18 protein-coding genes are annotated in these 24,493 nt (G+C 50.7%); 14 read left to right on the forward strand and 4 right to left on the reverse strand.

The features are described 5' to 3' along the window. The first annotated feature begins 65 nt into the window (after positions 1-65). Entirely contained in the window at positions 66-5,510 is a 5,445-nt protein-coding gene (gene pulA / locus SCIP_RS01160; protein WP_048349249.1) for a type I pullulanase, read from the forward strand. 239 nt (positions 5,511-5,749) lie between these two features. Here the strand turns inward: pulA and SCIP_RS01165 are convergent, their stop codons facing one another. The 3 genes from SCIP_RS01165 to SCIP_RS07920 are packed head-to-tail and all read right to left on the reverse strand — an operon-like array spanning position 5,750 to position 8,812. After that, on the reverse strand, positions 5,750-7,273 hold the full coding sequence (locus SCIP_RS01165; protein ID WP_006292660.1) for an ABC transporter permease/substrate-binding protein: 1,524 nt from the start codon (positions 7,271-7,273) through the stop codon (positions 5,750-5,752). Beyond that, positions 7,270-8,007, reverse strand: a complete 738-nt coding sequence (locus SCIP_RS01170; RefSeq protein ID WP_006292661.1) for an ABC transporter ATP-binding protein — start codon at positions 8,005-8,007, stop codon at positions 7,270-7,272. The genes SCIP_RS01165 and SCIP_RS01170 overlap by 4 nt, the downstream gene beginning before the upstream one ends. Then, the gene (locus tag SCIP_RS07920; RefSeq protein WP_006292662.1) at positions 8,000-8,812 is read right to left on the reverse strand and encodes a MarR family winged helix-turn-helix transcriptional regulator; all 813 of its coding nucleotides are present in this window, start codon (positions 8,810-8,812) and stop codon (positions 8,000-8,002) included. Before SCIP_RS07920 ends, SCIP_RS01170 begins: the two co-directional genes overlap by 8 nt. Before the next feature lie 224 nt (positions 8,813-9,036). On the opposite strand from SCIP_RS07920, the gene SCIP_RS01180 reads away from it, so the two are divergent. The 12 genes from SCIP_RS01180 (at position 9,037) to SCIP_RS01235 (ending at position 23,530) form a co-directional block, all read left to right on the forward strand. After that, positions 9,037-9,906: an aldo/keto reductase gene (locus SCIP_RS01180; protein WP_006292663.1), complete on the forward strand. Its 870-nt coding sequence runs from the start codon at positions 9,037-9,039 to the stop codon at positions 9,904-9,906. A gap of 72 nt (positions 9,907-9,978) precedes the next feature. Further along, complete coding sequence (locus SCIP_RS01185) at positions 9,979-10,917, forward strand: polyphenol oxidase family protein (RefSeq protein ID WP_006292664.1); 939 nt, start codon at positions 9,979-9,981, stop codon at positions 10,915-10,917. 6 nt (positions 10,918-10,923) lie between these two features. Beyond that, positions 10,924-11,583 (forward strand): pyroglutamyl-peptidase I, encoded by a 660-nt coding sequence (locus SCIP_RS01190; RefSeq protein ID WP_006292665.1) that lies wholly within the window; start codon positions 10,924-10,926, stop codon positions 11,581-11,583. A 119-nt stretch (positions 11,584-11,702) separates the two neighbouring features. Further along, entirely contained in the window at positions 11,703-13,064 is a 1,362-nt protein-coding gene (locus SCIP_RS01195; RefSeq protein ID WP_006292667.1) for a coiled-coil domain-containing protein, read from the forward strand. A gap of 247 nt (positions 13,065-13,311) precedes the next feature. Beyond that, complete coding sequence (locus SCIP_RS01200; RefSeq protein ID WP_040590853.1) at positions 13,312-14,643, forward strand: C1 family peptidase; 1,332 nt, start codon at positions 13,312-13,314, stop codon at positions 14,641-14,643. A gap of 41 nt (positions 14,644-14,684) precedes the next feature. Further along, complete coding sequence (locus SCIP_RS01205) at positions 14,685-15,848, forward strand: 3-deoxy-7-phosphoheptulonate synthase (RefSeq protein ID WP_006292671.1); 1,164 nt, start codon at positions 14,685-14,687, stop codon at positions 15,846-15,848. Continuing rightward, the gene (gene mtnN, locus SCIP_RS01210; protein ID WP_006292673.1) at positions 15,845-16,606 is read left to right on the forward strand and encodes a 5'-methylthioadenosine/S-adenosylhomocysteine nucleosidase; all 762 of its coding nucleotides are present in this window, start codon (positions 15,845-15,847) and stop codon (positions 16,604-16,606) included. Before SCIP_RS01205 ends, mtnN begins: the two co-directional genes overlap by 4 nt. A 339-nt stretch (positions 16,607-16,945) precedes the next feature. Next, positions 16,946-17,467: a 50S ribosomal protein L10 gene (rplJ, locus tag SCIP_RS01215; protein WP_006292681.1), complete on the forward strand. Its 522-nt coding sequence runs from the start codon at positions 16,946-16,948 to the stop codon at positions 17,465-17,467. A gap of 166 nt (positions 17,468-17,633) precedes the next feature. Next, on the forward strand, positions 17,634-18,014 hold the full coding sequence (gene rplL, locus SCIP_RS01220; protein WP_006292683.1) for a 50S ribosomal protein L7/L12: 381 nt from the start codon (positions 17,634-17,636) through the stop codon (positions 18,012-18,014). 192 nt (positions 18,015-18,206) lie between these two features. Further along, positions 18,207-19,373 (forward strand): FHA domain-containing protein, encoded by a 1,167-nt coding sequence (locus SCIP_RS01225; RefSeq protein WP_006292685.1) that lies wholly within the window; start codon positions 18,207-18,209, stop codon positions 19,371-19,373. Positions 19,374-19,649: 276 nt separating this feature from the next. Beyond that, positions 19,650-23,249: a helicase gene (locus SCIP_RS01230; RefSeq protein WP_231288008.1), complete on the forward strand. Its 3,600-nt coding sequence runs from the start codon at positions 19,650-19,652 to the stop codon at positions 23,247-23,249. After that, positions 23,249-23,530: a hypothetical protein gene (locus SCIP_RS01235; RefSeq protein ID WP_006292690.1), complete on the forward strand. Its 282-nt coding sequence runs from the start codon at positions 23,249-23,251 to the stop codon at positions 23,528-23,530. Before SCIP_RS01230 ends, SCIP_RS01235 begins: the two co-directional genes overlap by 1 nt. Positions 23,531-23,551: 21 nt before the next feature. On the opposite strand, the gene SCIP_RS01240 is transcribed toward SCIP_RS01235, so the two are convergent. Next, complete coding sequence (locus SCIP_RS01240; RefSeq protein ID WP_040590430.1) at positions 23,552-24,151, reverse strand: SAF domain-containing protein; 600 nt, start codon at positions 24,149-24,151, stop codon at positions 23,552-23,554. Between the two features lies 1 nt (position 24,152). Here SCIP_RS01240 and SCIP_RS08025 point away from each other — a divergent pair, with 1 nt between their 5' ends. Then, positions 24,153-24,332 carry a hypothetical protein gene (locus SCIP_RS08025; RefSeq protein ID WP_171821025.1) on the forward strand — a complete coding sequence of 60 codons (180 nt, stop codon included), beginning with the start codon at positions 24,153-24,155 and terminating at the stop codon, positions 24,330-24,332. Positions 24,333-24,493 lie beyond the last annotated feature (161 nt).

Consider the following 24,493-nt stretch of genomic DNA (forward strand, 5'->3'; position numbering starts at 1 on the left):
TGCGTGCGGATGATATAACCAAGGTTAAGAGACCATACGGCGGCCTGTTAGCAGTAAGGTAAGAGATGAAAAAATTAAAGATAAGCAAGATTGTGTGGTCGTTGCTTGCCGCGATTTCCATGATCATTGTCAGCTTTGTTGGTATAGACTCATCTGCCTATGCAACAATGCCGGCAAACACGGCAACTGCATCAGGAACAGCTGCAACCACCAACCGCAATGTAACGGTTATCGCTTTTCAGCAAAACTGGAATTCGATTGCCAAGGAATGTACTGATACATATGGCCCCGAGGGAGTGGGATATGTAGAGATTTCTCCTCCTCAGGAAACTATCAAGGGTGCTCAATGGTGGACCTCCTATCAGCCGGTCAGCTATAAACTTGACTCCAAGCTAGGGACCGAGGCAGAGCTGAAAAGCATGATTGCTACCTGCAAGGCTGCCGGTGTAGGAATTATTGCTGATGCTGTCATCAACCATATGGCAGGGACGGGCCAGGCAGGTACCGGTGTTGCTGGGAGTACCTATTCTGATGGCAATTTCCCTGCTGTCCCCTATACATCCTCCGATTTCCACACCTGCACTAAGAATGTCAGTGATTATACCAAGGCTGATGAGGTATGGAACTGCCGGGTAACTGGTCTGCAGGATCTGAACACAGCCAGCAGCTCTGTCCAGGACAAGATTGCGGCCTATATGAAGAAGCTCCTAGATCTGGGTGTGGCAGGTTTCCGAGTTGATGCAGCCAAACACATGGATCCCAAGGATTTAAGTGCTATTAAGGTGAAACTGGCTCAAAAGTCCGGCATTGCGGAAGACAAGATCTATTGGAATCAGGAGACCCTGGGCAATGCCAGTGAGGCAGCAGAGATTCAGCCTGAGAACTACACCAGCACTGGTGAAGTTCACGAGATGAATTTTGCTTACGATCTGAAGAATGCTTTCAATGGGAATAACGGCGGTCTGGCCGGCCTGCAGAATTTTTCCAGCAAGCTGCTTCCCTCAGAGAATGCTTCTGTTTTCGTTTCAAACTGGGACAGCGAACGCAACAACAGCACACTGACTTATCGAAACGGGTCTAAGTATCAGTTGGCTAATGCCTTCATGCTGGCCTATGGGTACGGCACCCCTTACATCAATTCTGGCTACACGTTTGAAAACTCTGCTACAGGCCATGACGCCGGTGCTCCAGGCGCCACCCAGACCAGCATCCCCGACGTTTCTTGCACGCCTAAATCGGGTTGGCTCTGTGTTCAGCGCTGGACGTCCATCCGTGGCATGGTGGGCTTCCATAACAATGTCAGTGGGGCGGTGACCAACTGGTGGTCTAATGGCTCGGATGCCATCGCATTTGAGCGGGCAAAGACCGGCTACCTTGCCATCAATAATTCATCCAGCGACATAAGCAGGACTTTTACCACCTCCCTGCCTGCTGGCGAATACTGCAACGTTTACGCTGCAGGTGACTGCTCTTCTACGGTTACTGTAGGGGCTGACGGCAGCTTCAAGGCTACTGTTCCTAAGCATTCTGCCTTGGCTATCTATACCAAGGCTCTCAAGTCCTCGTGGAAGGGGACTCAGAAGTCCGATCCTATGGATCCTGATATCTCTCAGGAAGACAATAAGTCTTCCCAGAAGACCGATAACACGGTTACCATTTACTTCAAGACTGATTGGAAGACTCCATATATTCATCATCAGACCGCTGACGGATGGACTGATGTTCCCGGGGAGGCAATGACCAAGGCCTGCGATGGCTACTATTCAGCATCAGTCAAGCTGGTGGATGGAAGTTTGGAGTTCCTTTTCAATGATGGCAATGGTACCTGGGACCATCCCAACGGGGCCGACAGCGGGAACTACACGATCTCCAAGCAGGAGGATGTTACCGTTGCCAACGGGAAAATTTCTGCCTCAGCTCCCTGCTCAGTAACCGACAAAGCATCGACCAAGCTGATTGTCCATTACCGGCCGAAGTCCGGCGATACAGCTGCTGATCAGCGTGGAGTCTATGTGTGGGGAACCAGCAAGACTGGGAAGACCCTTGATGGAAAGAATTATGCCTTCAATCAGGCCAGTGATTCCTTCGGCAAGGTGTTCTCCATGAACTTCGATGGAGCGTATAAGTCCCTGGGTGTGATTGTCACCACCACCGATTGGAACAAGGACGGTCAGTCTGACCGCACGGTCGACACGTCCAGCGGAACCGGAGAAATCTGGGTCCTGGGAGGCGATGAAACAACCTATACTGAACCTCCTGCCCAGGCAGGAATCAAGCTTACTAAGCTGGATGTGACCATTCACTATCATCGTCCCGATGGCAATTACGACAACTGGGATGTGTGGAAGTGGGCCGATGGTATTGCTGACGGCCTGCCGGCCACCTTCAGCTCCCATGATTCCTTCGGCAAGATTGCCACCTACAGTCTGAGCTCAGACAGCGGAGTAACGGGAGCGAAATTCATCATCCGCTATGGCGGGGATGCCTGGACTGGCCGTGAGAGCAATGGCGTGGATGCTGATGGCGGCAGGTCTATTCCTTGGTCAGCTATCACCATAACCGGGAAGAATACGGGCAAGGCAGAAGTCTGGATTGTGTCTGCAGACACTACGGTATATACCAACCCTAGTGTGATAGACCTATCCAGCAAGATTACCCATGCGGAAATCAGCGGTTTGAATGAGATTACTGTAACCCTCAACCGCACAGCTTCTGCTGACAATCTACAAGGGAAGATCAGCCTGGACTCTAAAAAGATTAAGTCCTATAAGGTCGATGGCACCAAGGTCATTATCACCACTAGTGATGAAATCAAGGCTAATGAAGCTGTGAAGATTTCCATTACCGGCTACAATGATGCTACTGCCATCGCCGGTTCCATGGTTAGGACTAATGCTTTTGATGCCAAGTACTCATACAGTGGCAACGATCTTGGCGCTACTTACTCTCAGAAGAGCACTACCTTCAAGGTATGGGCACCGACTGCTCAGTCTGTCAAGCTCAATACCTACAGATCTACCGTATCTGATTCTGGCTTGGACAAGTCCTACAACATGACCCTGTCCGGTAGGGGAGTGTGGACAGTAACCGTAAAGGGAGACTGCAAGGATACTGCCTACGATTTCACCCTGACCTTCCCCGACGGAAAAGTCAATCAGGCTGCCGATCCTTATGGACGGGCTTCTACAGTCAACGGAGGCCGTTCAGTTGTGCTTTCTGCCAAGGAAATGACCCCGGCGAATTGGGGCAAGCGCATGTCAGCCTTCAGCAACCCGACCGATGCGGTGATCACCGAGATGTCCATCCGAGATTTCTCTGCCTCTTCTACTTCTGGAGTGTCTCAGTCCAAGCGAGGCAAGTATCTGGGCGTTGTTGAGAAAGGGACCAAGAATTCCAAGGGGCAGGCCACGGGTCTGGATTATCTGAAGGAGTCCGGCACCACTCACGTTCAGATTATGCCTACTTACGATTTCAACAATGTCAACGGAGAGATTGGCAACAATGTGGCCTATAACTGGGGCTACGATCCTATGAACTACAATGTTCCTGAAGGGTCATATTCCAGCAATCCGGCCACCCCATCCACCCGCATCACTGAGATGAAGCAGATGATTCAGGGCTTGCACAAGGCCGGAATCAGGGTCATCATGGATGTGGTTTATAACCATGTTTATGATGCCAACAAGCATGTTTTCAATCAGATTGTTCCTGGCTATTACTTCCGCTATGACAGCAGCGGAAACCTGGTCAGCAACTCTGGATGCGGCAATGATACGGCTTCGGAGAGATCTATGGTTCGTAAGTACATTGTGGATTCAGTGACGTACTGGGCCAAGAATTACAACCTGGATGGCTTCCGCTTTGACCTGATGGGTCTGCTTGATCTGCAGACCATGAAGGCCGTCCGTTCTGCCCTCGATAAGATTGATCCTTCCATCATGGTCGTTGGTGAAGGCTGGGATATGAATACCACCATGGGCAAGGACAAGATGTCCATTCAGCCTAATGGCTACCAGTTGACGACGAACAAGTCCACAATTGGTTTCTTCAATGATTCCTACCGCGATGCCATCAAGGGCAGCGTTTTCAATGCTGAAGCCAAGGGATTTGTTCAGGGACAGTTTGGGAATGAAAGCCTGCTGGCTAATAACTTCTTGGGCTGCCAGAATCAGAAAGGATTTGCTGCCTGCACTAACGGGAATGCCAACGTGAAGTACAGTGGCCCCTCTCAGGTAGTGCAGTATGTGGAGGTTCACGATAATCTGACCTTATATGACAAATTGAAGGCCAGTATGCCCAAGGAGAGTGACGCCACCATTACCAAGCGTGATGAGCTGGCCAACTCCATGGTTCTGCTCTCTCAGGGCACTCCTGAAATTCAGCTGGGTCAGGCTTTTCTAAGAACTAAGGGCGGCAATGACAACAGCTACAATGCCGGGGATTCGGTCAACGCTATTGATTGGGATCGGCTCAGTACCTATAAGGCTTCTGCTGATTACGTTAAGGGTTTGATTGCCTTGCGCAAGGCTGTTCCTGCCCTCAGGCAGAGGAGCTATGCTTCTTTGAACGCTCACAGCAAGGTTTTGGCTCAATCTGACGGAGTTCTGGCTTTTGAGCTGTCCGATTCTTCCGGTACCTATGTGGTGGCTTTCAATGCCAACACCAGCCAGAAGAAGCTGTCCGGCCTGAAAAAGTCCACCTATACGGTAGTTTCCTCTGGGAACACAGTTGATACCAAGGCTGTTGCCGCCATCGCCAAACTGGTGAAGACAGGAAAGATGGACAGCAGGGAGGGACAAGGCTCCCGGTTCACAGAGGTAAACTCTGATGGAACCTACATTCTGCCTGCCCTGGGAACTCTGGTTCTGCGCCAGGGCAGCCTGCTCAAGGCTTCCAGCGGCAAGTCTGATCAGGACAAGGATCATGGTAAGAGTTCCAAGCCTGCCTTGAAGCTCAGTGTCCATGTGATTGTTGCCGGCGGTCGGCTGACAGTGTTCATTTCTGGTCTGAAGGCCCATACCGAGTACACGCTCTGGCTGCACTCGTCTCCGATCAGGCTGACTAATGTCACCACAGACAGCAAGGGGAGTGCCTCTGTCACGGTGACAATTCCTGCTTCGGCACCAGCAGGGAAGCATACTATTGTGGTGACTGATGTGGTGACCGACAAGAATAAGACGGCACCGGCTCTTGCCAGTGACTCCCTGAAGGTGAAAGCTCCGGCTAAGTCTGCCCCGTCTCCTTCAAAGAATCCGTCCGGTAAGAACACTCAGTCTCATGGGTCAGCAGATGGGAAGATTGCCCAGCATCCGGCTGGTGATAAAAACCAGAACGGTGTGAACCGGAAGGGAGGCAAGATTTCCGCTGCTCCTGCCACAACATCTCCAGGCACTTCCCGCCTGTCAGCAACAGGCGCTGGCCTGGGGGCCGTCAGCTCTGTCTTCCTCCTCTTGCTTGCTGCCGCAGCTGGAGCAGTGATTATTCGCAGGAAGGCTGACAGCAAAAAGTAAAAGAAAGTAAGTAAAAGTAAAAATAAAAATAAGGAAAACTAAAAACTAATCACATAGTGGCTAAGGGCTGTCTATCCATAAAGGGAAGACAGCCCTTAGTTTATTGAGCACCGAGACGGTGACAGAGCGCGCTATCGCGCTATCTGGTACTACCTGCCGGAGTCAAGATCTGAGCAGCCTGGGCAGCCTGAGCAGCTCTTGACTTCTCCAGCCTATGGTGGTCGCCGATCTGCCTCGGTCTACTTTTTCAGCAGCCCCTCCTTGAGCAGGTAAGCATGAGCTACGCTGGAAGCAGACTTGCCCTGTACCTTCACCTGGTAGTTCATCTGGCTCATCTGAGCATCGGTAATCTTGCCCGCCAGCTTATTCAGAATCCCTTCCAGCTCTGGGTGTTTTTTCAGAAGGGATGCCTTCATCAGAGGTGCTCCCTGGTAGGGAGGGAACAGGTGCTTGCTGTCGGTCAGAGTTACCAGATTATACTGGGCAATTTCAGCATCGGTAGAGTAAGCATCAACAATCTGAACTGTGTTATCCTTAATGGCTGTATACCGCAGCGAGGGATCCATAGTGATGACCGACAGTTTGAGGCCATATTTGCTGGCAAGCCCACGGTTGCCATCATCCCTGTCGTTAAACTCAGCAGTAAAGGCCGCCTTGGCGCTGGCTTGGACCTTTTTCAGATCGGAAATATCTTTCAGCCCAAACTGGTGTGCATATGATTTCTTGACAGCGACGGCATAAGTATCTTCAAACTTCATAGGCTTCAGGAGGATCAGGCTATCCTGCTTTTTTATCCCATCCCTGGCTTGACGGTAAACCGTGGCGGGATGAGTGGATACAGGAGGCTTGGTTTTGAGCAGGCTTTCGGTAACAGTTCCGGTGAATTCAGGGTAGATATCTATATCGCCCCGCAGAAGAGCCTTGTAGAGGAAGGTTGTTTTGCCAAAGTTAGGCTTGACGGTCACCGAAATATTGGTCTCATCCTCAATCAGCTGTTTATACATATTCATGAGAATCTCCGGCTCGGGGCCCAGCTTCCCGGCTATGACCAGGGTATCGGAACTGGTGGCATGGGTAATCATGGCAGGAGTAAAGGAGCCGATCAGGCCAAGGACCAGGACCAGGAAGGCAGCCATGATTTTCTTCAGCGATTTCTTTTCCAGCCAGCGGATTACGGCACTGAAGAGAATAGCCAGAAGGGCTGAAGAGATGGCACCAATTAGAATGAGCGAATTATTATTCCTGTCGATTCCCAGCAGAATGAAGTCTCCTAAACCTCCGGCTCCAATGAGGGAAGCCAGGGTAGCGGTGCCAATAATCATGACTGCAGAAGTCCTCACGCCGGCAATAATAACCGGCATTGCCAGGGGAAGCTCATATTTTCGAAGCCGTTCCCAGGAGGTCATGCCAAAGGCAGTACCAGCTTCCACCAGATTGGGATCAATTCCTTGCAGGCCGGTGATGGTTCCTTGAACGATAGGGAAGAGAGCATAAATTACCAGTGCTGTCACTGCTGGTACAGTACCGATTCCCATGAAGGGGATAAGCAAGCCCAGAAGGGCCAGGGAAGGAATGGTCTGGAAAATTCCGGTTACCTGCAAAATGGCTTCAGCGGCTTTTTTCTTGTTGTAAAGCCAGATAGCCAGGGGGATGGAAATCACAATCGCCAGCAGGAGGGAGAGAAGGGAAATCTGCAGGTGCTGGAGAAGGGCCGCTGTCCAGTCGGAAAAACGAGAGGTGAATGTGTTAATCAGGTTGGTCATGCTTTCCTCCTGCGATGAGTGTGGGTAAACAGGTCAGACACGAATTGGTTTGCTGGGTGATTCTCAATGTCATCCGGGCTTCCTGTCTGGGCAATGCGACCATCCTGCACTACACAGATGCGGTCAGCGAGATAGAGAGCTTCATTAATATCATGGGTAACGAAGATTATAGTAATGTTCAGTTTGTTGTGCAGATCCACAGTAACATCCTGGAGCTGGGCTCTGGTTATGGGGTCCAGGGCGCTGAAGGGCTCATCCATCAGGAGGACTTTGGGATTGGCAATAATGGCGCGGAGGATTCCAATCCTCTGCTGCTCCCCTCCGGACAACTCAGAAGGGTACCGGTCGAAGTAGGTGCTTGGGTCTAGCCCTACAGTTTCCAGCAGTTCTTTGGCTTTAGCTGTCCGCTTGTCTTTATCCCACCCTTTCATTTCGGGGATAAGAACAATATTTTGCCCTACGGTCATATTGGGGAAGAGGGCAATCTGCTGAAGCACATAGCCCATTTCCAGCCGAAGCTGTCGCAGGGGGATGGTGCTTATATCCACCCCATCCAGCAGAATTTGGCCCGAACTGGGGTCAACCAGGCGGTTGATCATTTTCAGGGTGGTGGTTTTGCCTCCTCCGCTGGGGCCGACTAAAACAAAGAATTCACCGGTTTGTACGGTAAAAGTCTCCTCATCGATGACTGTGCTGTCTCCGTAATATTTGGACACTTTCTTAAATTCAATCATGGATTCTTTCTCCTTCCTGAGAGTTTCTCTTTCTGAAAGATTTTTTCTGATCCTGACCGTTCTGTTTGCTCGGAAATACGGTAGTTAATGCAGTAGTTTCTGTTTCTATGGGTGTTTCTGCTTCTATAGGTTTTCCCTCTGCTTGGGAACTTCTTGCTGAGGCAGGCAGGGCAGTAAGAATTGCCGTAAAAGCCTGACTGTAGGCTGCATAGAGGGCAACAAGCTGGTTTTGTTCTACCGGGGTCAAACTAGCCATAGCCCGGTCTTCGGCCTGTCGCAAAGGATCGAGAATTCCTGCGGCGAATATTCTTCCGGCGGTTGTCAGAGCAATCTTTTTTTGCCGCCGGTCCGGTCTGCTGAAAATACGGTCAGGCGGAGGTCCTCCATCTGCTGTGTCGGCAAGATCGGCAATATACCCCTTTTCCCGCCAGGTTTTTATGGTGGCGTTGACAACCTGTTTGGTGGACAGGGTCCGCTTAGCTATGGTTTTCTGGGTAATCCCCCGGGGTGAGTAGTAAATCCACAGGAGGATGGCCAGGGCTTTGCCCTGGAGCCCATTCTTGCGGGAATAGTATTCATAGAGGGACGTCTGAGAATCAAAAAGGCGTATAAAAATTCGGGAAGGAGATTCTTGCTCAGCTTCTTGCCCTGCTACCTCCTGACCAGGATTCTTCTTCCTCGAAGGATCAGTTGGAGGTTTTGCTGCCGCCCTGGCTGTCACTCCGGCTGAAGTTGTAAATCCTCTTTCCGCCCGGCTCTTCTTACCATTCTTTATGGCTGGATTCTTTACTGGAGTTCCTGTCATGGTCTGGTCCTCTGTGTTTTCCTTCCTTGACTGTCACCTGCCCCAGCAGCATGCGCACAGTGGATGGTGGCACACAGCGCTCGCTCAGGAGAGATAGTCACATGTTTTTATGGTCAAATTATTTGACTAATTATAACTTGGCTCTATCGACAAGTATCATAGCAAGTAAGAAACGGTTCCGTGCGAACCGCGATATTGGTGATTTTCAAGGTTTAGAGGGACATATGACTAAGCGATTAACCCGTCAAATTGGATCGTATACCACAAGCGCAGTGGGGTTAGGAACCATGGGGTTGGCAATTGAAGGAAAACCGTCTGCTGAAGAGTCGATTGACATTATCCATCAGGCTTTGGATGCCGGCTGCAGGCATATAGATACAGCCTGGGCCTATTATCAGTCCGGCGGCCAGGAAGAAGTGGCAGAGATGTTAGTCCGTCAGGCACTGGACAGCTGGGAAGGGCCCCGAAAGGAAGTCATAGTGGCTACTAAAGCTGGGCACTACCGGAATTTTACTGACGGCAAACCTACCTGGGCGGTAGATGGCCGGCCTGAATCCCTGATCCGCTACGCCAAGCAATCAGCGCAGACTTTAGGGGTTGACACCATTGATCTCCTCTATTTTCATCGCCCCGATCCTCAGGTTCCATATGAGGAATCCATTCAGGCTATGAAGGAAATCTACGATCAGGGCTTGACTGCATCTATAGGCATTTCCAATGTTAGCTGTGAGCAGATTGATATTGCACGCACTATCCTGGGCCCGGCCCTGGTGGCTGTACAAAATCAATTTTCGCCCATCTACAGGGAAACTCAGGATACTCTGGATTATACGGCTCAGCTGGGTTTGGCTTTTGTCTGCTGGAGCCCTCTGGGAGGGTTCCGCAAACCGTATGATCAGGCTCTTTTTGATCCTTTCCGCACGGTTGCTGCTGCTCACCAGGTTAGTTACCAGCAGATTGTCTTGGCTTGGGAACTTGCCCGGGGCACACACGTTTTCGTCCTTCCTGGCACGCACAGGGCCTCCACCTTCCTGGATTCCCTGGCTGCGGATCAGGTAGAGCTGACCGAAGATGAACTCGCTTACCTAGGCTGAAAGAGGGAAGGGCTAGGAATAGCAGAAACTGGACTGGCGGTAGCCTGGACAGGAAAGCAGAAAGATTTATTGATGACAGATAGCGTAGCCAGTATAGACAGGGCAGACAGGGCAGAAACCGCCCCCATCCCCGCCCTTATCCCTATCGCTTTGACCCAGAGGGTTACTGTTTATTACAGCACCAGGCTGGGGGGAGGATCAGAAGACGATTGGGCCTTCTGCAATCTGGGGGCAACTGTAGGAGAGGAACCTAACCAGGTTCATGCTAACCGTCGGGCTGTCAATAAGATAATTGGGTCTCCTGTTCATGTGGTCACCCAGGTTCACTCAGCCCTAGTAGTCGATGATACTGATGCTATTGTGCAAACGAAATCTGCAGAGGCTCTCGGCCAGATTCAGGCTGATGGGCAGGTGACCAGTCAGGCTGACAGGGCAGTAGGGATTTTTACGGCTGATTGCCTGCCTGTTTTTCTTGCCGATCCTGGTCAGGGCATAGTTGGCGCCGCCCATTGCGGACGGAAAGGTTTGCAGGCCGGGGTTCTGCAAACCTTAGTGGAGGCAATGATTGCTCTGGGGGCGCATCGATCTGATCTGACTGCCACTTTGGGGCCTCGGATTTGTGGCAGGTGCTATCAGGTTGGAGATGATATTGCTGAAGATTTTGATCGTCAATTTCCCGGAACGGTGACTCACTCCCGTTTTGGGGGCCAGGGGATTGATATTAGTCTGGCCGCCTTGCAGATTCTGGCCCACGAGGGAATTCACGGGCGGCAAATTGTTGACTCCAGTCCTCGTGTAAAATCCGCGACTTATTATTTGGAATCAGACCCGGAATTCCAGCAGCTTTGCCAGGTTGATGGCCAGGGGCCAGATTTGACTGCTCGTCTGGATGAAATGGCAGATCCCATGTGCACCCTGGAGAATCCCCTCTGGTATTCTCACCGAAGAGCAGTCAGGGCTGGAAAAAAACATGAAGGCCGGCAGCTGAGCATTATTGTCAGAAAGGAATAGAACAGTATGGATACTATCACCGTTGTGGTCTGCGGATTCGATCCCTATAAAAATATAACAGTCAATCCTTCTAGAGAAGTATGCCTGGCCCTGGATCGGGAAGGGGTGACTGCCGACCGGTCTGACCTTGCCATTGGGGTGACCTCAGCTCTCCTTCCCCTCAGTTTTCAGAATGCTTGGCCGAAACTGCAGGAAACCCTAGAAAAGGTCCATCCTGATATTGTTATTGCTACAGGGTTAAAAACTCACGCCCAATCGGTCATGTTGGAAAGATGCGCCACTAACTTTATTGATGCTACCAAGCCTGATGCTGATGATGTGCAGCCCAGGCGTCTGCCTATCATTCCGCACGCCCCTGAGGCATATTGGACTCATCTTCCTCTTCACGCCATTTTGGGTAGATTCGCCAAACATGACATTCCAGCTTCCTTAAGCTCTGACGCCGGTACCTTTGTCTGCAACTCTCTTTTCTATCAGCTGCTGAACTGGAGTCAGGAGCATAATCGGACTTTGGCTGGTTTTGTCAGTCTTCCTTTGGTAGATCAGGCTCACGGTTATATGCCGGGCATGTCCCTGGACCGCATGATTGAAGCTACCCGGGAGGTTGTCCTGGCTGCTGTTGATTACTATCGCCGTCCTTTGCCCCCGGAAATTTTGCGGGCCTGACTGCCTGAGTGTGTGGGTTCAGTTAAACACTGGGATAATTTTTCCCCTTCCGGCCTTTTACGACTAATCTGAAAAATAAGTGCCGTACATTAGTATCGGCCTGAGATAACGGAGACATCATGCCTGAGAATTTTCCTATTACCCTGCGTGGTTATGACAAAGATCGTGTAGACGAAGCAATAGCCCGACAGAATGAGAATATTGCACGTTTGCGGGAGCAAATCAAGGCTTATGACGAACGAATTCTGCAACTTGACGCCCAGCTACAGGAGGAGAAGAAAAAGCAGGCTCACAATTCTGGCAGTTCCTTCGCTTCCCTCGGGGCCAACGCCCAACAGCTGCTGGCTTCTGCCGAACAGACCAGCATGGAGCTGATCCAGAGAGCCCAGCAGGATGCAGCAGCAGCCCGGGCTAATGCCCAGTCTCAGGCACAAACCCTGGTTAATAATGCCAGCCTCGATGCCGCTCAAACCCTTGCCCAGGCAAAGAAGAAGGCTGAAACCATTGTTCAGAAGGCACAGGATCAGGCAGCTTCTCTGACGGCGAATGCCAAGGAAGAGGCGGATCATACTGTGGCTGCTGCCCAACAGGAGAGCGACAGCAAGCTGAATGCCCTTAGAATACAGCTGGAAAATGCCAGCCAGGAGGGCAGAAAGCAGATGGAAGCTCAGAGAGCTGCTCAGGAAAAAGCGATTGCAGATATGCGTCAAAAGGCAGCAGAAGACATTGCCCAGTCTCGTCGTGATGCTGATGCTGATATCACTGCCAAAAAAACTGAGGCCAATGATCAAATCCAGGCAGCAGTCGATAAGGCTCAAAAGAAGCTGGCTCAGGCCAACGAACAAGTAGCAACCATGATATCCGATGCCCAGCGCCGGGCAGGAGAGATTACCGATGCTGCTCAGGGGCATGCCCAGCAGATTGCAGATCAGTCCAACATCGAAAAAGCTCAGTCTCATAATGCTTTGGCACAGGAAGAGCAGGAAGCCCGGGAAAAAATTCAAAAACAGCAGGAAGAGGCATCGGCTCAGGTAAAGGCTTTGCTGGATCAATTGGATCAGCGCCGGACTCAAGTGGAAGCTGATGCTGCCAAGCTGTTGGAACAGGCCAGAGAAGCCCGTAGTCAGGCTGATGATTATGCTCAGGACAAACGGGTACGGGCGGATGAAGAGGCTAAGAAAATACTGGACGAAGCGAATAAGAAGGCTTCCGGCTTGGTCGAAGACAGGAGGGCTGCCGCTCAGAAAGAAATCAGCAGCCTCCAGGCGCAGATTAAGAATTTGCAGGAGAGGGAGGCGGCTATTACCTCCCGGGTTGATCAGCTTCGGTCGATTTTCTCCCAGGCTTTTGGACAGCTGGGGCCAATTTCAGGGCAGGGGCAGGCTGATCAGCCTGACAATAATCCCAGTCAGGACAATCCCGATCAGGGAAATCAGGATCAGGACAATTCCGATCAAGGGAATTCTGATCAGGAAAAGTAATACAAAAAGCTGCATGGCTCAGATGTCGAGATAATTCGACGGGTTCAATACTCATTACTCATGAGCTCATGGCTTGTTACCCATAGCCCTGAGCTCATTATTCATAGGCTCATTGGTCCATGGAGACAATGCTGAGGTTTTTACCATCTGAGATAATGCTGAGATATGCTTCAGACACACATGACCCCGTCCGGCTATACTGACTTACGTATTAGCTCCTCCTTCATGAAAGGAAATCATGTCTGACATGTCTGATCTGAAACCGCTGGATTCGCAGAAACTGACAGATCTTCAAGATCGTTTCGCTGCCAGCCCTTCCAACCGTCTTGCTATGAATGCCGTCACTGTTTCCGGCATTAACAAGGTAGCCAAGAATTATGACCGCGCTCGCCTGCTTCAGCGTCGTTTTTCCACCATCATTGACAACGGACCTGCTACCAGTCAGAAACGGTCTGGCCGCTGCTGGCTCTTCAGCTCATTGAATGTTGCACGCTTTGTAGCCAAGAAAAATTTGGGGCTGAAAAAGTTTGAGTTCTCTCAAAACTACGCCATGTATTTTGACAAGCTGGAGCGGGTCAATTACTTCCTGCAGGATGTTCAGGCGTTGGTCGCTCAAGGACAGGAAAATGATTCCCGGCTGATTCAGTTTTTGCTTGCTGATGTGATGGGCGACGGCGGTCAATGGACCATGGCCATGAATATTTATACTAAGTATGGAGCCGTCCCTCAGGATCTTTTCCCAGAAACGGAATCTTCTCAGAACACGGGGGAGATGAATTCGCAGCTGCGTTCTGTTCTTCGCCAGGCTGTAGCTCACATGTATGAGCAGCCTGATCGCAGTGACGATATTGTCAGAAATGCTTTGGCAGCTGCTCACAGAATTCTGACTATTCATCTGGGAACTCCCCCTACCCAGTTTGACTGGGAATGGACCGACGAGGATGGTAATTTCCATCGTGACGGCATCCTGACTCCTCAGGAATTCTGGAAGAAGTATGTGGATGCTGGTCTGGAAGATTATGTCTGCCTGGTTGATGACCCCCGGCAGGAGCATCCTAAGGGGAAGATGATTGGCATTGAGCATTTGGGCAATGTTGTGGGAGGAACACCGACTGCTTATGTGAATGTAGACACTCAATTCATGAAGGATTGTGTGAAGAAAATCCTTACGGAACAGGGTATTCCTGTCTGGTTTGGAGCTGATTGCCGCCCTATGATGGATAGGGAAGCCGGAGCTTGGGCTACTGACATGTTCGAGTATGGCCGGGTCTATGATTTCGACTTCACCATGGATAAGGAAGAGCGGGTTCGCTATGGGGAGTCTGCTATGAACCATGCCATGGCTTTTGCCGGCGTAGATCTTGATGATCAGGGGCAGCCCCGTCGGTGGCGTGTGGAAAACTCTTGGGGAACTGATATTGCCGACAATGGTTATTTCACTATGGATGATCCCTGGTTTGACCAGTATGTTTACGAGGTGGCTGTGCCCAAATCTATGCTCCCCGCTGATTATCAGAAGGCGTTGGAAGAGGAGCCTATCATGCTTCCAGCCTGGGATCCTATGGGAGCCCTGGCATAAATCTGTCTGTTACCGATAATCCGTCAAGAGGGGGGTCGCCCATGGAAAATGCAAAATCTTCCCAGAACACTGGGGAAGATCAGCGTTGGGAAAATAGGGTAGGCCTGGGGCATATTCTTAACCGAAGGGTTAGGGAGCTGGCTCCTTTGCCTACACCTGCTCAGGTGCTTGCTGACTATCCTCTTGACGGACAGGCTAAATCCCTGGTTGAATCCTCCAGGAATACAATCAGAGAGTGCATCAGTGGCAGGGACGGCCGGCTCCTGGTCCTGGTGGGGCCTTGCTCTATCCATGATCCCCAGGCTGCTGCTGATTATGCAGACCGCCTGTCCCATCTTGCTCGTCAGTTGCAGGATGATTTATACATTGTTATGCGTGTATATTTTGAAAAGCCCAGGACTACCATTGGGTGGAAGGGACTAATCAACGATCCGGACCTGGACGGGAGCAACAAGATTCATAAAGGTCTGCTAGTGGCCCGTCAGGTTCTGATTGATGTTCTGTCATCTGGTCTTCCTGTGGCTACCGAGTTCCTGGAGCCAACTTCCCCTCAGTATATTTCTGACGCCATCTCCTGGGGGGCAATTGGAGCCAGAAACGTGGAAAGCCAGGTTCATCGGCAGCTGGCATCGGGCCTGTCCATGCCGGTCGGTTTTAAAAATTCCACAGACGGCAGTGTCAAGGCTGCTATTGATGGCTGTTTTACTGCTGCTCAGCCCCATACTTTTTTTGGTATTGATCATTTGGGCAGGGCAGCTGCTGTGGAGACTCTGGGAAATCCTGATTGTCACCTTGTGCTCAGGGGATCTGCCCAGGGACCCAATTATGATGCTCAGTCAGTTGCCCAGGCTTTGACTGCTGTCCGCAATTTCATGCCTGAAGATTCACTGGCTGCCAGTGGGTTGGTCATTGATGCTTCCCACGGAAATTCAGGGAAAGATGAAAAGGTTCAGGCTCAGGTGGTGGAAAATATCGCTTGGCGGCTGGCTCACGGGGAACAGGGGATAAAGGGAATCATGATGGAAAGTTTTATTGTGGGAGGCAATCAGGCCCCCGCACCCCTGAACAAGCTTGTGTACGGTCAATCAATTACGGACCGGTGCATATCGTGGGAAAGAACGGAAGAGCTGCTAAGGATCTTGGCTGATTCAGTCCGTCAAGGCAGGGGACAGGGGCGCAGATCTGTATCAGAGGTGCAGGAATGAATCATGTCTCGGAAAGACAAGAGAAGCAAAGTTTTCGGCGAATAGCTGTCTTAGGGGCTCTCGATGAAGAGATTAATCTGATTGCTCACAATTTAACAAAAGTAAGGCAGATTCAGAAGGCTGGACTGTCCGTTACCCAGGGAGAGATGGACCCCGGGTCAGATTGCCCGCCTATATATCTTGCTGCAACCGTTGCAGGCATGGGGTTGGTCAATGCTGCTGCTGCCACGCAGTTTCTTCTTGACTCTTTCCAGCCCGATGCCGTCATTTTCTCTGGAATTGCAGGGAATCTGAATCCCAGCCTCCATATCAACGATATTGTTCTAGGGCAGACCGTGCGCTATCTGGATTCCGATATGTCCCTGATAGGGCAAGCATACCCAGGATTGACAGAATATCATTCAGATCCTGTTCTCCTGTCTGCCGCCAGTGCTGTTCTGGATAGTCTGGGAATTATGTATAAAAAGGGAACTATTGCTTCCGGCAACAGGTTCATTCAGGGGGATACGGCAATTGCCGAGGTCAAAGAACAGACGGGTGCCGATGCTGCTGAAATGGAAGGAGCCGCTGTCTGCCATATAGCAGCGAAAAATGATTGTCCTGCTCTTATTATTCGTGCCTTAAGCGACAATGCAGACACTGAATATGATACCTTTAAAGAATTTGATATAAGTGAGTATGCCAATACAGCTGCCCGTATTGTTGTTGAGGTAATCAGGGAACTGGGCAGGCATAGGGAATCTTCAGACAGTCGCTGATTTTAAGCTTAGTTTAAGCTTATAAAAATGCAGACTTGCTTCGGTCTGCATACTGGCCCGGGGATTTGCGCGGTCAGGCTCTGTCTGCGGCGTGTCCTGTGCTACTTATCCATGCTTTTGTGTATACTCGCCCATGTAAACCACAGACCGTTGGTTGGATGGTGCATGTGAATGGTGCATAATTCCAACAATCGCAGATGCGGCCAACGCAGGTTGAGAATATGGATAGCGACTTAGTCGTTCTGATGCTCTGCCTGCGTGCAGGGCTTTTTTATTGCCCTGGGAAGTAAGCTTTCCGGCTTCGCTGTGATGCAGCGGTGACATAGGAAGGAAATGCCAATGAGAAGGCCCGAAAAGGGAGAGATGATCTCTAAGCTTACGGATAAGTTCCGTGATGCTGACGCGATTTATCTCACCGAGTATCGAGGCCTGAGCGTTCCGCAGATTACTGAACTGCGTGAAAAGCTTGGCACCGATACTACCTATAACGTGGCAAAGAACACGCTGGCTCGTATCGCCGCTAAAGAAGCTGGCATTGAAGGTCTTGATGATTTGTTCAAGGGTCCTTCTGCCGTTACCTTCGTTAAAGGTGACTACGTACAGGCCGCTAAGGTCCTGCGTGACTTTGCTAAAGACAATAAGCAGCTCGTCGTCAAGGGCGGTTTCGCTGACGGAACCGTTTACGACGCCGAAGGCGTTTCCAAACTCGCGGATCTCGAATCCCGCGAGACTCTTCTCGCCAAGATGGCTGGTGCCCTCAAAGGCACCATGGCCAAGGCCGCATACGCATTTGTTGCTCTGCCTACCAAGGCCGTGCGCACTGTGGATGCCCTGCGCGAGAAGCAGGAGAAAGCCGCCTGACTTCTTGCTTCATGTCCGTCCTGAGCCCAGGATGAGGCTGAAAGCACTAAGCACTGCATAAAAACGTAAAAAATGTAGGCACCAGGAAAAGTAAGAACTACTCAGAATTTTATTGGGCTGACATTGTATGGCAGGCCCGGGTGCCAGAAAAGAAAGGAAGCCGATTATGGCTAAGCTCTCTACCGATGAGCTCCTTGATGCTTTCAAGGAAATGACCCTTGTTGAACTTTCTGACTTCGTCAAGAAGTTCGAAGAAGAATTTGATGTTGAGGCTGCTGCTCCTGTAGCTGCCGTTGCTGCTGCTCCTGCTGCTGCAGGTGCTGCTGAGGAAGAGCAGACGGAGTTCACCGTTGTTCTGTCCGCTATTGGTGACAAGAAGATCCAGGTTATCAAGGCTGTCCGCGCCCTGACCAGCTTGGGCTTGGCTGAAGCTAAGGCTTTGGTTGATGGTGCTCCTGCCAACGTTCTGGAGAACGTCAGCAAGGAAGACGCCGACAAGGCTAAGGCATCCCTGGAGGAAGCCGGCGCAACCGTCGAACTCAAGTAGTTTCTTCTTTATAAGGTTTACATTCCCTGATGCCGATATCGGTATCAGGGATTTTTATTTTTTGTTTTATTATGCCGGTTATGCCGGTTATGCGGATTATGCAGACTTTGCACTTTTTTGGATAATTACACAGATCTTCTGGAGGATGTGCCACAATTGTAGTGGATCATTGCAGCTAGCAGACTTTTAACGATGAAAAGTTTAACGATGGAAAGGCGCAGCATGACTGAACCGGTTGAATGGGAAATTCGCGTTGATAATCACAGCGTCGCTCATGTAGAACCAGGTCAATCCTTGGTCATCGGACGCAAGCCTATCCGGCCTCTTCCCCAGGAAGAGGGCCGGGAGCGACTGGATATTGTTGATGATACCAAATCTGTTTCAAAACGGCATGCCTTGTTTACCACTGATGGCCAGGGAAATGCTACCGTTGAAGATTTGCAGTCGACTAATGGCACATATGTAGTTACTAAGACCGATGATTTATGGCGAATTGCTGCTGATATGCCTTTTGATCTTCCTCAGGAGTCAGTCCGCCTACAGTTAGGAGATGTGCCTGTAGAAGTGGTCCCGAAAGTTCGGAAACCTGCGGAACCTGAGCCTGTTTCTCAGCCAATGGCGGCTGTTTCTGATCTCTTTTCTTATGCATCCGCTATCCGCAGCGAGGGTTCCCAGGATTCTCAGGGCTCTCGGATGTCTGTTGATGATATTTTGGATGTCCGGCAGGGGGAACCTACGCATATATTTCATGCGATGAAGAAGGACAGCAGCCCCTTTAGTCAGATTCATGACCGGGTAATTAAGAATGAGTTGAATCACAATGTGGGCGTAGCCACTGATCAGTCCGAGGCTTCCTCCGAACCCGATCGGAATTCAGCTGAACCTGCTGAGTCGGAGCAGGATCCTTCAGAATCCAGGTCGACGCATGAGACACCAGCTCCAGAGCAGAAAGTTCCTGACTCCACTGATAATCCCACTGATGATCCCACTGACAAGTTCCGTCCTCATCCAACTTCTTCAAAGGAGGAGGACACCCAGCCGGCTCCTGTTCCATCCTATCAGCCTGCCTTTGAACCCGGGTCTGTGTTTGACCGCCTGTCCCGAGGAGAATTTGACCGTAAAGAAGATGTAATTGAGTCCGGCGGCTTTACCTCTGAAGATGCAAAGAAAACCAGGGAATTTGATGACCAGTTTGCCATAGCCAGGCACCCTAAACTTCTGCCTTTCCTGGCTTTAAATCCTTCTTTGTATGGAGATTTGTATGCTTGGCTTGAAGCTTTAGGCAACGCAGATATTGATGATGCCTTAAGAAGCAACAAGGGCTATCAGACGTGGAAAAAGCAGGAAAACTCCCACTGATGCTGTGTGCTGTGCAGATAAGCCGAGCGGTCCGTGTACTTCCTGAAAAAGTCAAGCAGCAAAAAAGCAGAGGAAATAAAGCAGCGTAACTCAAGAAGCAGTAAGCGGAAAGAAGTCGCAATGGATAACGAGAAAAAACGTGATATTCAGAATGCAGCTGCCGAAGCAAATCCCACAGCGAGGAATAAGACTGAGGGAAGCAAAGAGGCAGACAGGCAAACAGAGGACAAGAGTGAGCTGGCCGTCAACCAGGAACGCAAACAGGCTCTCAATGATATGCGTTCTTGGTACCGTGATTATCACGCAATTCATGGGGCAACGCCGGTTGAAGACATTACCCGTCTCAACAACCGACTGGATTTATCCAATGCCCACCCTGCCGGTATGGCACAGTTCCTGGTGAATAAGAGTGTTTCTGTAGACAGTCTTTTCCGCGATAGTGCCTCCCTTACCGCCGGCCGCCGCAAGCTGGAGCGGGTGCTCAATGAACGTGATGAAAACCAGAAAAACAGCGGGGCAGCTTTTCTCTCCATGTGCCTGGGGGTGGCAACCTGGGACAGCGGGCACCGAATGCCTATAGCCCTCTATCCCATCGAGGTATTTTATGATGAGAACAGTGAATCTTTAACCCATGCCAAGATTGCGATTACCGGTCCTATTCAGCTCAATGAAACTTTTTCTTCTGCCCTGAAGGCAGCATCAGTTAGACTCGAGATCGCAGACATTCTCAATAGCTTTGAGTACTCCAGTGTTTTGGAAGAATCCAACCGGCTTTATGAGACCATCAGCCAGCAGGTTGGGCAGAAACTGCCTCATTTCTCTATTGAGAAAAGTATGATTATCGGCAATTTTATTCAGACCTCTACCTTAGTCCTGGATGATACCCGCACTATCATCAACGCTGAGATCAGTGGTCCTTCAGGGAACCAGATCCTGGATGCCCTTGCCGGTGTGGAGTCTGCCAGACAGGATTTGCGCGACCTTCACCTGCCTGAATTCAATCCGTTCGACGGCGACCCTCATGATGAAGTCGGCGCAGGCGATGTTGACAACGAGACCAGATATGTTGCCCAAGCTGCCCAAAATGAGCAGTCTATGGTATTGGAGCTGCCGGCTAATACGGATGCGACCGAACAGGCTCTGGCAATTGCTACTCAGGCTGCTATGAGCGGGAAAACTGTGCTCTATGCTCCTGGAGTCTCAACACAGAAAACCAGGTTCATAGTCCAGGCAGCGGCTCACCATGTGAACAATCTGGTGGTCGATATTTCCCGCAGCACGTTTAACAAGTCCATCGACCAGCAGCTGATCAATGCTGTTGGCTTCCAGGCTGGCTCTGCCAGTTCTCATTTTGAACAAACCGCCGATGAACTGGTGGGAGTTCGGGCCAGACTGGGCCGTTATTTAGGTGATCTGCATGGAAAAAACAAGCGCTGGAACGTATCTGCCTTTGAAACGTTGGAAAATCTTGCCCGAATTTCCGCCTTGCCAACACATCCTTCCACCCATGTCAGACTGACCACGCGAACAGCCGCTGCCATGGTGGGGAAGGAAAAGCAGTGGTGTGAAAAACTGGTCAGATTGGGTAAACTAGGCGGATACATTATTGGTCCTGAAGATACTGCCTGGTATGGGGCTGCTCTTTACACAGAAGATGAGGCAATACAAGCTTACCGACGGGTTGTTGAGTTGCTTGATACCACTCTTCCTCAAACTCGGGAACAGATTGAAAGAACAGTGGAGACTTGTGGTTTCCCTATTGCTCAGAATGTGCAGGAGTGGTCTCGCCAGGTCAATGTTTTGTCCAATTTGAGGCGGGTTTTGGATGTTTTTCAGCCTGCAATTTTTGAGCGAGATATTGATTCCATGATTGAAGCTACAGAGTCTAAGGAGGAGCGCAAAGCCAGCGACTCCAAGCTCAGCTTTTGGGATCGGCGGCGGCTGACCAAAGAAGCCAAAGGACTCCTGAGGCCTGGTGCTCATGTGGATAATCTGCATGATGCTCTGGTGGTGGTTTCAGACCAGGCCCAGCAATGGAGACGCTTCGTTCCCCGGGGCGGATGGCCGGTCTTGCCGCACAAGCTTGATGAGATTGTTGAAACACAAGGCAATCTGGAGCAGGATATTACTGCTCTTGATACGGTTCTTGCATCCACTCCTGAGAAGGCAGGACTGGAACGGGTTGATTTTGCTGCTTTGGAGGAGCGTCTGCGTGGTCTTTTCGAGGATCATCGTGCCCTGGATACTTTGCCTGAGCGGGCCAGTCTGCTGAAAGAATGTGATGCCTTAGGCTTGTCTGAGCTCATCTCTGATTTCCGGCAGCGTGAGCTGGAACCGCAGTCCGCTCCTGCTGAGCTTCTCCTGTCATGGTGGACGACAGTTTTTGAAGATATTGTTAGGTCGTCCTCAGTTATATCCAATCAAGATGGAGCCACTCTGTCCTCTGTGTCCGAACGGTTTATGCAGGTCGATACCGAGCATGTGCGGAGCATAGGGGATATGGTCAACCAGGAACTGACTAAACGGCTGTCGGAAATCCTGTATTCGCGTACCCAGGATGCGAATGAGCTTCATACCCTTCTGGCAAGCAAAAATACAGTCAGCGTTCAACGCCTGCAAGAAGAATTTGGCGATATAGTAAGCGCAGCTAAACCTATTATGGTTGCTACTCCTGCTGCTCTTGCTAGCTCCGCTCCCTTGAAGAAACTGGCTGATATTGCCATTATTGATGCTGCGGCTCATATTCACCCCCTTGAGTTGCTGAGTGTTTTAGCCAGAACGCAAACGGTCATTGTTCTGGCGCATACGCCAACCGTTTCCTCTGCTTCGGTAAAGTCTCTGATATCGCTGCTTCCCTCTATAGCTGGACATGGTAAAAGCAGCGCTCGCGATCTGCGGCTTAATGCTTTTCTGCGCAATAATGGTTACGGCAATGATGTTCCCGCTCTGGCTACCGACCAGGCCAGGGGAGCGGTCTCGTATCATTTCGTTGCTGCTAATGGTCTGTCTTCCGCAACAACGGGGGCTGTGGAAAGCACTGGGCGGGAGATCGATGCCGTTGCTGATCTTGTTGAGCAGCACTTTAAGAAGTTAGGCCAGGTTCCTGTTCAGTATCGGTTAGTGGTAGTATGTCTGACCGATACTCAGCGCATCCGTTTGGGAGCCGAGCTGAAAGCCCGAAGTGCAGGCAATGAGGACCTGCGTAACTTCATGAAACACATGCAGGTTATTGATATTGACCATGTGGCCGGCGTCAGTGCTACCGATGTTATATTGTCTGTCAGTTTTGGCAAGAATAACCAGGGCGTACTCCTGCAGCAGTTTGGTGCTCTGGAACGTCCCAGAGGCAATACTATGCTTTTGGACGCGCTAGCCATGGCTGAACACAACCTCGATATTGTGGCGACTTTTAAGGCTTCGGATATGAATCCTGAGCGGATACACCAGGACGGTCCTCTCCTGCTTAAGCGTCTTCTGACCTGGGCTCAGGGACTTTCTGATGCTGATATTGCCGACTATGCTCTGCCTGCGGAACACAAAGATGATGCACAGGCCCTCCTTCCTGACCTGGCCCGCCGCATTCGGCAACGGGGTTTGAAGGTGTGTATGAACTATGGATATAATCACGGAGACCGCATCCCCCTGGTAGTTGGCTTACCTGATAAGCCTTATACTCTGGCTGTTTGCACCGATGACAGGAATTTCATGTCGATAGCCTCTACCAGGCAGAGGCATCGCTTTAAGGTGGAAAACCTCCAGATGTTGGGATGGTCGGTGATGTATGTATGGAGTGTAGGCATGTTTGTTGATCCGGATAAGGAAGTCGACCGTATTGTGGCCTATCTCGCTAATGCTTATGACGAGAGGCTGTCCTGATGGAGGAATCTTATTCAGCTTTATCTCAGCCATCTGAACCGACGGCTTCCCGTGAGCCGATCTCTTCCGAGCATGATCTGTCTGTCCCGAAACCGCCCGCGGGCAAGAGACGCGCTCATAAGCGGGTAGTTCGCAGGGGTACCGAATGGTTTGACGCTGACGGTATTAAGCTTGATCCCTCAGACCAGCTTGCGGCTAGAAGGAGTGAAGCTGATGAGGAAGAAAGAATCCTCAATGAGCTTCCTCCTCACTGGGGTATTTTTGATGCGGAGAAGAAATAAGCTCACCTCCTGGCGGCTAATCTAATCACGGATATTGGTCACAATCAAGGGCGGTGGGTCATCAGCCTGGACAATGATTAAAGCACTGGCAACAGGCAAAGCTACGGTTATTGTTGCCGGTTTCTCTTCGCTTCCAGTTAGGGAAAGTCCGGGTCGGCTGCTGCTGTTGACACTGAGAATCACTGCATTGTGAGCAATAAGGCAGCCCTGGTCCCTGTACTCGGAGTTCTCCGATGGCTCATTGTTATGTCTATTGTTATGCCGGCAGGGACTGCTGCTGATCAAATCTACTTTCTGACCAGCTCTTAAGATTGCTGAGGTACTGGCTGGGGAGATAGTCAAAGTGGTGTAATCTTTTGGATACGTGGGAGCAGAAGACAGTCCTGCTGGCAGGATTGGATCCCCTTTGTTGAAGGAAATTCGGGCAATCTTGCCCACCGCTTCTGATTCTGACCGGACGGTAGTCCCAGTCAGTGAGTTGGTCCTTTGAAAAGAGAGAACCAGGTCAGATGAATCAATTGTGCTCCCGGCCGAGATACTGTGTTTAGCCGTAATGACCGAAGCCTGAGCCTGGAAGGCTGCCAGATACTGCAGACTAGACCAGACAAAGAGGCCCGACAAGATGGCAAGCAGAATACGGCGTAAGAGGAGTCGCTGTCTGCGTCTGATGGGGGCAGGAATTTCTCTGTCGCCTGAAGATAATGATGCCGGCAGCCATGATGATCGGTATGTACTGGCCCGTCGCCTGGCTGGGGCTTTGGGCTTTGCTAGCCGTCGCGGACGATACTGCCTGTCATTGTGATGATGGGCAGGTGGGTGCTGTTTGAAGGAAGAAGAGGACGCAGGTACAGGGCTATCCTCTGGCATTAATACTCTTCCATTTCTTCCGTTGGGTACAGTGTGCGGTGATAGAGTCATATCACCGTTATAGATTAAAAAACCTGCCGAAGTAAAACGAAAAAG

This window comes from Scardovia inopinata JCM 12537 (genome assembly GCF_001042695.1).
GTDB classification, from domain to species: Bacteria; Actinomycetota; Actinomycetes; order Actinomycetales; family Bifidobacteriaceae; genus Scardovia; species Scardovia inopinata.